Below are 13551 nucleotides of genomic sequence, written 5' to 3' on the forward strand. Positions count from 1 at the left end.
CCAACTAATCGACGCGGAGCGATCCGTAACATCTGCTGGCTCGCAAGGGCGCACGTGGCAGCGAGCGAACTCTTTCTCTGCGGATCGAACAGCGCGAATGTGATTGCCGCGCCTGGGAAAACGATAGGAGCGGTCCCCAAGAGCGGTGCATATCCTGTATCTGTGACCACGGAATCGTGGTCCGCAGGCGTGCGCTGCATCTGCGGCGAATCACTCAACAGCGATTGCAGGGAGACATACGATGTCAAGGTCTACATGGATGCGTGCCACGGTCGCATGCGCGATCGCTGTGCTCGGCGGCTGCGGCGGCGACGATCTTAATCAGACAGGACCGCGCCTGGTGGCGGATATTGCAGTGCCGAACGTGAAGGCGGGAGTCAATTTTTCATTTGATATCGGAACGGTGAGCGGTAGCCGCTACTACTTTACCGATCGCAACAACGCTTCTCTTGACGTCGTCGACATCCCGACAAAGACGTTCGTGAAAGCTATTCAGGGCAGCGGAAACCTCGCGTTCGCGGGCCTTGGACCAGGGCCGAGTGCCACATCCGGACCCGACGGCGCGACGCCGGTCGGCGGCCTTGTTTATGCTGGCGACGTCAACTCGGTCAAGATCGTCGACCCTGCCGCGGGCAGCGTGCTCAGGAGCATCCCCGTCAGCACCACTGGCGTGAGAGCAGACGAAGGCTGCCTTGACCCGACCCACGGCATCTTCATGATTTCAAGTCCCGAGGAGCCGACGCCGTTCGCCACCTTCATCAACACCAGTACGCAAAGCGTAATTGGGAAGGTTACCTTTACGGACACCTCGGGCAAGCCCACCGCCGGCCTCGAGGCCTGCGTATACGATGTGGCGAGCGATAACTTTTATGTGAATGTCGACGGCAGCACGGCCAATCCGCACGGAGAACTGGTCAAGCTGCCTGGCGCCGCGATTCGCGCAATACCGTCTGGGGGCTCGCAGAATTACACCAGCCTCTCCGGTGTTGCTATGTACCCCGAAGGAAATTGCGATCCAACCGGCCTCGCTCTCGGGCCGGGTACCGACATCGCTGTGGGTTGCAGGGAGGCGACTACGGGTGCGCCGCTGCTGCTGCAGATCTTCAACCGGACGAGCGGCGCGCTGGTCGCCTCGCTCAATGCGGGCGGCGGAGACCAACTCGAATATGACGCCCCGACCAACCGGTATTACAACGCAGCGAGCCGCTGGACAGCATCTGGCAATGCGTCGGCAAATGGAGCGTGCACGGCGGCCTCGCCTTGCACGCCGGTGCTAACGATCATTGATGCCGGTACGCGAAGCGTCGTGACCCGTTTGAATACCGGCAACAACGCACATTCGGTCGCAATCGATCCGGCAACGGGGCTCGTTTTTGTTCCCTACTCGTCCGCCACCGCGCCGGCCGGGTGCCCCAGCTGTGCGGCTAACGGTTTCGTCAACGGTGGAGTGTCGGTGTTTGCCGCGCGATAACCCGGCGTCGTCCGCATCGGCTCCTGCGGTCCTCCCGTCCCGCGCATGTTATCTATCGCACGGTTGTTGGCAGACGAACGGCCTAATGTTTCTCCGCACAGCGCCTCGGTTACTTCGCGACGCATTGTAAAACTACAACAACGTGGGGGAACAACAATGAAGACCTATCTCGTGATACTTGCCGCCGCTTCACTGGCTGCTTGCGGCGGCGGCGGCGGCAGCAGCACGTCAGCCGCGTCAGCTGCTCCGACAACCAGCCAGGCCTGCTCAGGCGGTCCGTACACAACGGACGCCACAAAAGTTTGCACGGATGCGGGCGGTCATCTCGTCACGGCATATGTGTACGCAATGCCTACGACCGTGATCCCGGATGGGACCATCATCTCCTCTGACACTACCTGGGCGCCTGGAGGATCGCCGTACCTTATCGCAGGCAAGGTACAGATCGCCAAGGGCGTCACCCTGACGGTCCCGGACAACACTATCGTTGAAGCGCTTAGACGGGTGCCTTGCAAGGCCGATTGCATCGGTACACCGCCAACTACGGGCATTATCAATGTAGCCGGCACGCTCGCTGTTGGCGGCACCAACACCACGCAGTTGCTGGGCGTGACGGTCAGCAACATTAGCCCCGATACCAGCGGCGGCACCGTCAACATTCAGCATACGGTGCTTCAGGACGCGTTTATCCAACTGAGTCGCGATGCCTCGTTTTCGATGACCTACAGCCAGGCTTTGCATCTGAATGTTTCGCCGATTGTCCGCGCCGGCGTCACCACCTATGAGGCGGGCACTAACGGCTATCCTAGCTTCAGGAATTCGACAATCAAGTACAACTCGTTCATCGATTCAGCGTCTTTTGCATTCGACCCATCCGTAGTTATGCAGAACAATCTGTTCGTCAACATGGTTGATCCACTGGTGCTGATCAACGACTTCCCGACGAACGGGCAAGCGCCGGCGGGCATCGCGCGAAACAATTCATTCCTCTTCAAGAAGGATTCGCCCAATCCGAATCGCATGGTGATCGAGTCGCACGGTACGTACGATGCGTCCGCGGTGCACACGTTGGACTTCTCGAACAACTTCTGGGGCGTGACAGACAACACGACGATCCAGTCGCGCATCCAGGACAGCACGAACACGAGCAATCCGCGGCTGCCTAATGTGATCAACTATGCACCGCCCGCAACGGCGGCTGATCCAGCCACGCCGGCCGATCCGCAAATCGGTACGCCGAACATATAGGCGAGAGCGCGTCAAGGCCGCACATCGCAGAGGAATACTGCGGTTGCGGCCGCGCACAGGTGAGGCGCGAAGCGGCGAGGGGCAGGCATGGCTGGCGATAAAGGTCACAGATCCACGACATCGCGAGTGGCTCGTGCCGATGTCGGGAGAAGGCCATGCATCGCGTGGCCTCCGGAGACCGCAGCGCAGCGCCTGGACGCTCAGTGACGACGCGGATGCTCAAGGAAAAACCGCACCATCTCCGCACTGGCGTTGGGGCCGGATGGATCGGTATAGCTGCCGCTTGAAGAGCCCCCGGCCCACGCATGAGGCGCGCCGTGGATGATCCATAGTTCGGCATCTATCCCGTCTCGTGACGTCATGTGTTGGACCGTATGCTTGCGCGCGTGGCCACTAGCGCCCGACGCACGAGCGCGTGTCGCTTCACTCGCGCAGAATCCGTGTACCAATCCGTTGGCGTTGGCAGGGTGCACTGTCGCATCCGCATCGCCGTGAAAGACGATGAGCGGGCATTGAGACGCCTGTCCGCCGTGAGTGTCCGCCCGGCCAGGTTTCTGCGCTCTCGATCTGCCCTTGCCGCCGCGCATCGCCGCCAGCGCGGATGGCAAGTCGTGCGCGCATCCGACGGGCAGGCCCGAATGGACACCCGCTGCTGCGTACAGATCGGGATAGGCTTGCGCTACGATCGCCGCCATCGCGCCGCCGGCCGAAAGACCCGCCACGAAGACGCGCTTCGGATCGACGTTGTAATTTGCCATGACGTCGCGCGTGATGCCCGCGATCAGCGACGGCTCACCCTGGTCGCGCTGCTGATCGGCAGGCCTGAACCAGTTCCAGCATTTCGAGGCATTTGCGCCTTGGGGCTGGGTCGGATAAGCGACGATAAAGCGGTGCGTTTCCGCGAGTGCGTTCATCCGCGTGCCGGCTGCGAAATCGTCGGCGTCCTGCGTGCAGCCGTGCAGCATGACGATGAGGGGCAGGGGATCACCGCGATAATGACTCGGGACGTAGACCTTGTAATTACGCTGGCCCGCGGCGTTGACGTAGCGCCGCATGCTGAAGTGCCCGCGATCCTGCACATCCGGTTCGCTCTGCGCCGTATGGGCATGATGCGGGCGTTGCAGAAGGTCGGCGACGCGCGTTGTCGTCGTGTTGTCATGCCGGTCTGCATACACGGCTGCCACGTCCGTCGGCTCACCACGCATGGCGCGCTTGACGATCTGCGCGGCCGCAGCGGGGTCGTTGTTGCGAAAGAGTGCGAACGCCTCTTTCATCGAATCCAGAAAGCCTTCGTTAAGTTTCATGTTTTTTCCGTTAGCGGGAAAGAGTCAGGGGCGTCAGCGGATTCGATCCGCCAGCGCCGCCTTGACCGCCGGTGAAGCATGGAGCGCGCCTCGAACCAGAATCGAGTCGATCGCTGCCAGCGCAAGCTCGGGTGAGACGTCCGTGGCAATGCTTGCCAATCCCAGCACCTGAATTCGGAGCCGCTGATTTGCCGCGCGCGCTGCCTCAAGGTCCTGTTTCGAGAAATGCTGAAGACCCAGTACCAACTCACGGCGCGTCACTGTTTCTTTAACGGCCGGAGCATGAATCGACAGCTGATTGCGGATGGCGGTACGGATCAGATCAGTGCGGTTCGAGTAAAAGCCCTCTTCAACCAGCAGATCGATTTGCCCCAGGTCGACTGGGCCAAGGTTGATCGTTATTTTCTCGGTCTCGCTGCCTCGTGAGCGATCCGGCACTTCTTTCGCCATGTGGGAATATCCTCCGCTTGCCATCCATATGGATGGTTATAGGCTGTTTTTCTGTCGGTGTCAACGCATCCCGCGGTAATGATCCTCGCAGACGAGAACCGCGGTTGTGCTCCGGTAAGAAGGCGGAAAACGCAGAAGGATCGGCATGCGTCCGCGACCTCAATGGCTATTCTTCAGACGTCGCGACCAACGCCTGCCCGGTCGGTTTTGCGGGTCGTGGCAGCCATTCTGCGACTGCGCGGAAAGGGGGATGTATGAAACTTTCCAGATCAACTCGGTCCGCGCGACGCACATTGCGTCGTCGAGAGTCGAACGGAACCTTCTGGCTCGTTATTGGCATTTCGCTTACGGGCCTCTGCTTTGCGCATGCGACGCTTGCGGCGGGCCCACTTCCACAAGGCGGCACATACGTGGCCGGCATGGGCGCGATAGCAAGCCAGGGCAACGGCCTCCTGATCACGCAACCGGGTTCGACGCGCGGCGTGATCGACTGGAACAGCTTTTCGATCGGCAGGAACAACAGCGTCACGTTCGACAACGGCTCGGGCGCCACGCTGAACCGCGTGACCGGCGGCTCGCCGTCCGCGATCTTCGGCAGGCTAAGTGCAACGGGCAGCCTGTACGTGATCAATCCGCAAGGCATTGTCGTGGGGCCATCAGGCGTGATCAGCACGGGTGGCCGCTTTGTCGCGTCCACGCTCGACGTCTGTAACTGCGCGTTCATGCGGGGCGGTGACACACTCACGCTGTCGGGCGGCTCGGACGCAAGCGTGATCAACCTCGGCAGGATCAGCTCGAGCGGCGGCGACGTCTTCCTGATTGCACGGCGCACCGTCATCAACGCGGGCGCCGTCGCTGCACCCAACGGTACGGCAGAACTGGCCGCCGGCGCAAAGATCCTGTTGCAGGACTCGAACAGCAGCAGGCAGGTATTCGTGCAGACCGGCAGTCAGGGCAGCGTTGTCAACAGAGGGCAGATCGAGGCGGCGCAAATCAGCTTGCAAGCTGTCGATGGGAACGTCTACGCGCTTGCTGGCGGCGGCACGCGCATCCGCGCGACGGGCACGGCGAATCGGGAAGGTCATGTGTGGCTCGTCGCCGATGGTGGGCGTGTCGCGCAGTACGGCAGGATCGACGCAAGCAACGCGGACGGCAGCGGCGGAACCGTCGATACGCAAGCGGCACAACTGGCGTTCGGCGAGCATGCAGCGGTTCACGCAGGCCAATGGAATCTTTCGACGCCCACCTTCACGATCGATGACGCCGCGGCCCGCGCGTTGCAGCGCAGCCTGAATGCAGGCACCTCGGTCGATGTGACCACGACGGGCGCCAACGGCGCGACGGGCGACCTGGGCGTCGCGTCGCGCCTGAACTGGAGCGGTTCGGCTTCGCTTACGCTCGCCGCCTATCACAACGTCTTGCTGACGACGGGCACGACCGTCGCGAACAACGGCGTGGGCAGTCTGACCTTGCGCGCCGACGCATCCGGCATCGACAACGGCGGCAGCGTCATCAACAACGGCACCATCGACTGGTCGAAAAGTACTGGCACCGTCAGCGCACTTTACGATATGAACGGCAGTTACAGCCCCGGCACGCTGGCGGGCAATCCGGCCTGGAGCGCACCACTGTACAGCGGACTTGTGGAGCAGATAACTGCCTACCAGCTCGTCAATTCGATCGCGGACCTGCAGAACGTCGCGAACAATCTCGCAGGCATCTATGCGCTCGGCAAGGATATCGACGCAAGCGCGACGAGTACTTCGGTCTCCTTCGTTTCGATCGGCAGCGCGAGCGCGCCTTTCACCGGGCAACTGGATGGCATGGGCCATGTCATCGACCAGTTTAATCAACGTGACCAGAGCTCGTCTTCGCTTGCGGCCGGACTATTTGGCGTGATCGGTCCCGCGGGGGTCATTCGCAATGTGGGCATGACGAACGCCAGTGTCGCGACGAATGTCTATTTTCCGGCCGGAATACCCTTCGGAATACTGGCCGGGCAAAACCAGGGCTTGATTACATATGCTCATACCAGTGGCTCCCGGAGCGCCGGCTCGTTTGAGGGTGCGGCGGTCGGAGGTCTGGTGGGGCGCAACGATGGTCTGATCGAGCGCTCGTCGAGCAGTGCGGTGCTCAGCAACGGTGGTTTGCTCGGCGGACTCGTCGGCGCTAATTTCGGCACCATCAGCCAATCGTATATAAACGGGGACGTCGGTCCGAATGTGCATGGTAACGGGGGTGGCCTCGTGGGCCACAACGGGGGAACCGTGTCACAGTCGTACGCGACTGGTTCGACCTTCGGCCTTTTTTCGGCTGGTGGACTGGTTTACTCGAATGGCGGCGTGATCGAGCAGTCGTTCGCCTCCGGCCCGGTTCAAGGCCCCTCGTATCAAGGTCCGGCTTACGGCACTTATGGCGCAATCGCAGCGTCCAACGGCGGGACCATCGCAACCAACGTCTACTGGAACAAAGAGACAACGACACGAACGGTAAGCACAGGGGCTGGTACGCAACTGCCCGCGGCGAACGGCCTGACAACCGCGCAGATGAGCAACCCGGCCAGCTTCGACGCATCGTGGGACTTCAGTGCGACGGGGGCGTGGGTCATACCGGCGGGCGCGACTCACCCGATTCTCCGCTGGCAACTGGCGCAATAGAAGCTGTAGACAACTGGGGCGCGCACGCACAAATGGCTGCGCCGCCGCGCGTCGCCTTGCCTTGCCGCGCTCGCGTCGGACAACTGCCACAGCCTCAAAGAGTCGGCGAGCTGATGTCCGACGCGTGAGCGGAGTAGACGCGGAGTGGACCTTGCGGTCCTGATCGCGTCTGCTCCACCTCGCGCGACGATATGCGTTTGGGCTGCCTGGGGCGTCGTTAGAAAGGCCACCAGCCTTTGCCACCGCTGTCCCCGTCGTTGTCGCCGGGCCGTCGCCTGTCGCCGTCATGATCGCCAGCCTGCCGCCGCTGGAAGTCGAAGAGGTCGAAAAGATCGCCGATGGCCGGCGCATTGACTGGTACATACGGCTGGTCGCTGCGCTGGACAGGATTGGGCAGATTGTCCCGGCTGCGGCCGGTAATCGGCGGCAGGCCCCAGTTGCGCTCGATGAACTTCACCAACGAAGCGTGATCGGCGTAGCCATGCGAAATGCGCCCTCCAGCGGAATACTTTGACACCGCGATCAGTGGAATGCGCGAGCCATCGCCGAAGAAGTCGATGGGCTGAATGTAGCCAGAATCATAGTAGCCGCCTCCCTCGTCGGTGGTGATGAAGATCGCCGTACTGGCCCACAACTTCGGATCGCTCTTCACGGCATCCACGAGCTTCCTGACAAATGCCTCGTACAGACCAAACTTCGAGGACGTCGGATGCCCGTCAAGTAGTCCGCCTGGCTTCACGAACGATACCGCGGGCAGATTGCCGGAACTGATGTCAGCATACAGGTCCGGCAAGTCCGCAAGGTGCGTCTCGCGGACCTGCTGATTCGTCATGATCGACGTCTCATACAGAAACGGATTGCAGATGTTGCAATAGACGCTTTTCGACGGATCGCTGACGAAGCTGCGCCAGCCTTCGCCGTAGTATTTCCACGGGATACTGCGATCGAGCAGCGTGTCGCCGATGGTGCGCACCGGTGAGGGCGGGATCGTGAACGGCGACTTTGTCCTGTCGAGCACCGTACCATCGCCGTTGTAGCCAGGGTTGTAGTTGTTGAGCAGGTAGTAATGCGTAGGTGCACAGTTCGGCTTCGGGCTGTACGGCAGCGATTTCAGATATTGGCGGATCGGGCCGACACCGGGCTGGCTCGGATCCGAACAGTTGCTGTAGCTGCCGCCCGAGTAGCCGTCCTGCGTGTACCAGTTGTTGGTGCCAGCCAATGGGTTGGGGTTTTCGATCTGGTCCGATGGCGGCGTTGCCGCGTGGCCGTTGCCGTCGGTGTAGTAGTAGGCATCGGCCGCGCCGATCATGATGCTGTTCGCCCCGGTGCCGCCCATCACCGGTTGATGGTAGTTGTCGCTCATTGCGTACTGCTGAGCCAACTGGGTGAAGTACGGCATATCGCCGTTATTTACGTTGTAGAAGCCGAGCGCGTTCGAGCCTTCGCCAGTGGTCTGGTCGGTGAAAGGTGCAGGTTGCGGCTTGCCGTTGCTGCCCGCGCCGATGCTGGTTTCGACCCATGCAAAGAGATCGCCCAGACAACCGCTCGGATTCTGGCGGCTCGCATGGGCCACTGCACAATCCGACTGCTGCCACGCCTGATAGAAGCGGTGCACCGGACCGCCCATGTACGCATCATAGAGAGGCGGCTGCAGCAGGTAGGGGCCGTTTAGCAGCGAGTTGTAGTTGGCCACTCGCGAATCCTTGACGCCCGTCGGCAGCCCGGACGCGCCGGTCAGCAACTGGTCGATGTCGGATGCCTCGAGCGCTCCGCCTTCAATCTGCGCGGCCGCATTGTGCGAGGCGAAAGGGGGCGGGTTCGTGTCGCTGGCCGCGGTGGACGTTCCGCCCGTATTCGGTGCGGGCAACGTTCCGTACGCGGTCTTGTTCGAAGGGGCGATCGAGAATTCCGCAGGTCCGATAAGTTGTCCTTCGTATTGCTGCGCCTTCTTGAAGTTCGGGCCAGGCGAGCCGTCTGCATTCACGATGCCTTGCGAAAGCAGGTTCCATACCGATTGCCCATTCTTCGGTTTGTACGTGCCGAACACGTGATCGAACGTGCGGTTTTCACCCACGACCACGATCACATGTTTGATGGGAGTACGCGTGTCGGAATCGTGGTCATCGCCGGCTGCGGCAACCGCTGCGGGCAGCGTTGCAAATGCAAGTGCGGCTGCTCCTGCACAGGCAGCCAGAGAAAGTCTTAAGTACGCCTTATTGCATCGTTGTGACATGTGGGGAACCTGCATCTTCCGTCTCCTTACCGTTGGTTACAACGATGGGACCTTACGGGGCGTCCATGAACAATGCGCGTCGGCGGAATTACAGTTGCCTGTCGTGACACGGCCCGTACCGGTTTGAGCGGGAGGCCCGACAGTCAGTCACTAACATTTGTCCGGAAACGGCGAGCCACAAGCAACCGGCGTGATGGTTTGCCGCTATTCATACTGGCGGTCGGCCTGGAAGACGTCTACATGCAGGCCAACCGGGCTCGCACTTGCGTGGACGGGTTTTCTTCTCGTGCATGAAACCCGCCACGCGCGAGCGTGCGGACCAGCTTTACATGCATCACTCAGAAGCTGCGCTCGACCCAACCGGCTTGGCGGCCGACGCAACTGCGCCGCCGGAGCCGTTCTGATGCTGGATTGCGTAGATTTCCTTGTTGCGGGCAATCGTTGCATCGGAAGGCGGATAGTCGTTCCTGGGCGCCGGCACGAGCCCCTCGGCTTGCGCCTGCTCCAATTGCGCACGCACGTCGGCACGCGTCAGCGCCGGCGTGGTGGTCTGTGCGAAAGCGCTTGCACCGAAAACCAGGCCGAGCGCGGTGACTGCAACAGAGGTCAGCAACTTCATGGTGTCTCTCCAGAACGTTTATAAAAGGGCGGATGGGGGTCCACGTGCTTCATTCTGGTGATTCGACCTGTCCCGACTCTGACCAGCGGATTACCGTTCGGTTATCTCTTCTCGAGTGCAGTGGCTGTCCTGCACCTCCCACGTGTTTCGGCTGTTGAAGCAGATAACCGACTTGTAATGTGCAGGACCGGAAGCAGTAAGCACCGTGTCCGCATACTTTCGCCGAACACTGGCCTTGCAGTGCGTGAGCCCGCGACCCATGCACTGGGCACTTCTCTGCCTTTCTATCGGGAATTCGTTATGTGGATTGTCAGGCTCGCCCTGCGGCGACCGTATACGTTCGTCGTGCTCGCCGTATTGATCCTGATTGTCGGGCCGATGTCGATCATGCGCACGCCCACCGACATCTTTCCGAACATCGATATTCCAGTAGTCAGCATCGTCTGGACGTTTAACGGCTTCTCCGCGCAGGACATGGCGAGCCGTATCACGTCGAGCTACGAGCGCGCGCTCACGTCCGACGTCGACGACATCGAGCACATCGAGTCGCAGTCGCTGAACGGCGTGTCGGTCGTGAAGATATTTTTTCATCAGGGCGCGGACATCAATCGCGCGATTGCTGAGGCGGCGTCAAACTCAGCGTCGATCCTACGTATTCTGCCGCCGGGCACACTGCCGCCGAACATCATCACGTACAACGCGTCGACGGTTCCGATTCTGCAGCTTGGGCTGTCGAGCCCCACGTTGTCCGAGCAGCAGCTGTACGACCTCGGCAACAGCTTCATCCGCACGCAGCTTGCGACGGTGCAGGGCGCATCGGTGCCGTTGCCGTTCGGCGGCAAGGTGCGGCAGATCATGGTGGACATCGATCCGCGTGCGCTGCAGGCCAAAGGGCTTGCACCGATCGACGTTGTCAACGCGGTCAACGCGCAAAACCTGATCCTGCCGGGCGGCACCGCGAAGATCGGCACGCGCGAATACAACGTGCAGATGAACGGCAGCACCGATACCGTCGCCGCTTTGAACGACCTGCCGGTGAAGACCGCGGGCGGCAGCGTGATCTATGTACGCGACGTGGCGCACGTGCGCGACGGCTACGCTCCGCAGACCAATATCGTGCGCAGCGACGGCAAGCGTGCTGCTTTGTTGACTGTCGAGAAATCGGGCAACACCTCGACGCTCACCATCATTCAGCAAGTGAAGGCGATGCTGCCGAAGATCGCGGCCGGATTGCCGAGCGCGCTGCATATCACGGCGCTGTCGGACCAGTCCGTGTTCGTCAAGTCCGCGATCATGGGTGTGGCGCGCGAGGCGGTGATCGCCGCGTGCCTGACCGCGGTGATGATCCTGCTGTTTCTGGGCAGCTGGCGCGCAACGCTGATCATTGCGGTGTCGATTCCGCTCGCGGTGCTGACCTCGCTGATCGCACTGTCGGCGCTGGGGCAGACCATCAACATCATGACGCTCGGCGGGCTCGCGCTCGCCGTCGGCATTCTGGTCGACGACGCCACTGTCGCGATCGAGAACATCACGCATCACCTCGAGAACGGCGAGTCGCTGCACGACGCCATTCTGACCGGCTCGGGCGAGATCGCCGTGCCGACGTTCGTGTCGACGCTGTCCATCTGCATTGTGTTCGTGCCGATGTTCATGCTGTCCGGCGTCGCACGTTATTTATTTGTGCCGCTCGCGGAAGCGGTGGTCTTCGCGATGTGCGCGTCGTATTTCTTCTCGCGCACGCTGGTGCCGACGCTCGCGATGTACCTGATGCGCGCGCGCAGCGGGGAGCCTGCGACAGGCTCCGGGCCGCTCGCGCGCCTCGTGCGTTTCCAGGCGGCATTCGAATCGCGCTTCGAGCGTCTGCGTGAGCGCTATCGCGCCGCCCTTGCTCGTGGGATCGACCGGCCGGGGCGCTTCATCGCGGGCTTTCTGATCGTGTGCATGGCGTCCGCCTCGTTGCTCGCGTTCGCCGGCCGCGACTTCTTTCCGTCAGTCGACACCGGCGAGATCCGGCTTCATCTGCGCGCACCGACCGGCACGCGAATCGAGGAAACCGCGCGAATCACGGACCAAGTCGAAGCGCGCATCCGCAGCGTGATTCCGCCGAAGCAGATCACCACCATCCTCGACAACATCGGCGTGCCGGTGAGCGGCATCAATCTGACCTACGACTCGTCGGACCCGATCGGCACGGAAGACGCGGACGTGATGATCACGCTCGCCTCGGGACACAGGCCAACCGCGCAATACGTGGCCGCGCTGCGTGACGAGCTCACGCGTGCGTTTCCGGGCGTGACGTTCTCGTTCCTGCCGGCCGACATCGTGAGTCAGATCCTGAACTTCGGCTTGCCCGCGCCGATCGACATCCAGATCGTCGGCAACCGGCTCGCCGCGAACCGCGTCGTTGCGGACCGTCTGCTCGCGAAACTGCGCGGCGTGCGCGGGCTCGTCGACGCGCGCATCCAGCAGCCCGGCGACGAACCCGCGATCAACGTGAATGTCGATCGCACCCGCGCGATACAGGCAGGTCTGCAGCAGCGCGACGTTTCGCAGAACCTGCTGATTGCGCTCTCCGGCAGTTCGCAAACATCGCCGAACTTCTGGATGGACCCGCACAACGGCGTGAGCTATCCGCTGATGACGATGATGCCGCAGTACGACGTCGGTTCGCTGCAGTCGCTTGCCAACGTGCCGGTCGCGCCGGGCGCTGCCGCGCCGGCCGCGAAGAGCGCCGCCGCTAATGTGTCGGCAGGTCCGCAGCCGCAGAATCTGCTCGGCGCGCTTGGCACGCTTTCGCGCGGCAACCAGGAAGCGGTAGTCTCGCACTACAACGTGCAGCCCGTGCTCGACATTTTCGCGTCGGCGCAGGGTAGGGACCTTGGCGGTGTGGCCACCGACGTGACGAAGCTCGTCGACGAGGCGCGCACGCAATTGCCGCCTGGCGCTTCGATCGTCGTACGCGGCCAGGTGCAGGCGATGCAGGATTCGTTCTCCGGCCTGGCCGGCGGTCTGGTGTTCGCGATCGCGCTGGTGTATCTGCTGATGGTCGTGAACTTCCAGTCGTGGCTCGATCCGCTGATCATCATCAGCGGTTTGCCGGGCTCGCTCGCGGGCATTGCGTGGATGCTGTTCGCGACCAATACGCGGCTCAGTGTGCCGGCGTTGACGGGCACGATCCTCTGCATCGGCATTGCGACCGCGAACAGCATTCTGGTGATCAACGCGGCGCGCGAGCTGCATCGCGGCGGCATGCCGCCGCTGCGGGCAGCGCTCGAAGCGGGCTTCAGCCGCTTCCGCCCGGTCGTGATGACCGCGCTCGCAATGCTGATCGGAATGCTGCCGATGGCGCTTGGCCTCGGCGACGGCGGCGAACAGAACGCGCCGCTCGGCCGTGCGGTGATCGGCGGGCTCGCGTTCGGCACGATCTCGACGCTGCTGTTCGTGCCGGTTGTTTACGGCATCGCGCATGCGACGCTCGAGCGACGCCGCGCGGCACGCGGCCGCCGGACTGATGCCGCCGATACCACTGCCTCCGCCCCCTGATTTCGATTCCGACTTCGATGAGAACT

The 13551-nt window shown here is 62.1% G+C and carries 8 protein-coding genes; 4 read left to right on the forward strand and 4 right to left on the reverse strand.

Going from position 1 to position 13551, the window contains the following annotated elements:
* Nucleotides 1–259 precede the first annotated feature (259 nt).
* Nucleotides 260–1471, forward strand: a complete 1212-nt coding sequence (locus tag A3AC_RS0108940) for a YncE family protein (protein ID WP_035474958.1) — start codon at nucleotides 260–262, stop codon at nucleotides 1469–1471.
* 45 nt (nucleotides 1472–1516) lie between these two features.
* On the forward strand, nucleotides 1517–2719 hold the full coding sequence (locus tag A3AC_RS0108945; RefSeq protein WP_232231916.1) for a hypothetical protein: 1203 nt from the start codon (nucleotides 1517–1519) through the stop codon (nucleotides 2717–2719).
* Nucleotides 2720–2919: 200 nt separating this feature from the next.
* Here A3AC_RS0108945 and A3AC_RS0108950 read toward each other — a convergent pair whose 3' ends face one another.
* Together A3AC_RS0108950 and A3AC_RS0108955 are read right to left on the reverse strand one after the other, a co-directional pair.
* Nucleotides 2920–4023, reverse strand: a complete 1104-nt coding sequence (locus A3AC_RS0108950; RefSeq protein ID WP_025598444.1) for an extracellular catalytic domain type 1 short-chain-length polyhydroxyalkanoate depolymerase — start codon at nucleotides 4021–4023, stop codon at nucleotides 2920–2922.
* Between the two features lie 33 nt (nucleotides 4024–4056).
* On the reverse strand, nucleotides 4057–4473 hold the full coding sequence (locus tag A3AC_RS0108955) for a CopG family transcriptional regulator (RefSeq protein WP_025598445.1): 417 nt from the start codon (nucleotides 4471–4473) through the stop codon (nucleotides 4057–4059).
* Between the two features lie 254 nt (nucleotides 4474–4727).
* Between A3AC_RS0108955 and A3AC_RS0108960 the strand changes: the two genes are divergently transcribed.
* Nucleotides 4728–7130 carry a two-partner secretion domain-containing protein gene (locus A3AC_RS0108960; RefSeq protein ID WP_025598446.1) on the forward strand — a complete coding sequence of 801 codons (2403 nt, stop codon included), beginning with the start codon at nucleotides 4728–4730 and terminating at the stop codon, nucleotides 7128–7130.
* Nucleotides 7131–7347: 217 nt separating this feature from the next.
* Here the strand turns inward: A3AC_RS0108960 and A3AC_RS0108965 are convergent, their stop codons facing one another.
* Together A3AC_RS0108965 and A3AC_RS0108970 are read right to left on the reverse strand one after the other, a co-directional pair.
* Nucleotides 7348–9216 (reverse strand): alkaline phosphatase family protein, encoded by a 1869-nt coding sequence (locus A3AC_RS0108965; protein ID WP_232231921.1) that lies wholly within the window; start codon nucleotides 9214–9216, stop codon nucleotides 7348–7350.
* A 481-nt stretch (nucleotides 9217–9697) separates the two neighbouring features.
* Nucleotides 9698–9982, reverse strand: coding sequence for a DUF4148 domain-containing protein (locus A3AC_RS0108970; protein WP_025598449.1), 285 nt, complete (start codon nucleotides 9980–9982; stop codon nucleotides 9698–9700).
* Nucleotides 9983–10282: 300 nt separating this feature from the next.
* Here A3AC_RS0108970 and A3AC_RS0108975 point away from each other — a divergent pair, with 300 nt between their 5' ends.
* Nucleotides 10283–13525 carry an efflux RND transporter permease subunit gene (locus tag A3AC_RS0108975; RefSeq protein WP_025598450.1) on the forward strand — a complete coding sequence of 1081 codons (3243 nt, stop codon included), beginning with the start codon at nucleotides 10283–10285 and terminating at the stop codon, nucleotides 13523–13525.
* Nucleotides 13526–13551: the final 26 nt, after the last annotated feature.

It is taken from the genome of Burkholderia sp. WSM2230 (assembly GCF_000472445.1).
In the GTDB taxonomy this organism is placed as follows: domain Bacteria; phylum Pseudomonadota; class Gammaproteobacteria; order Burkholderiales; family Burkholderiaceae; genus Paraburkholderia.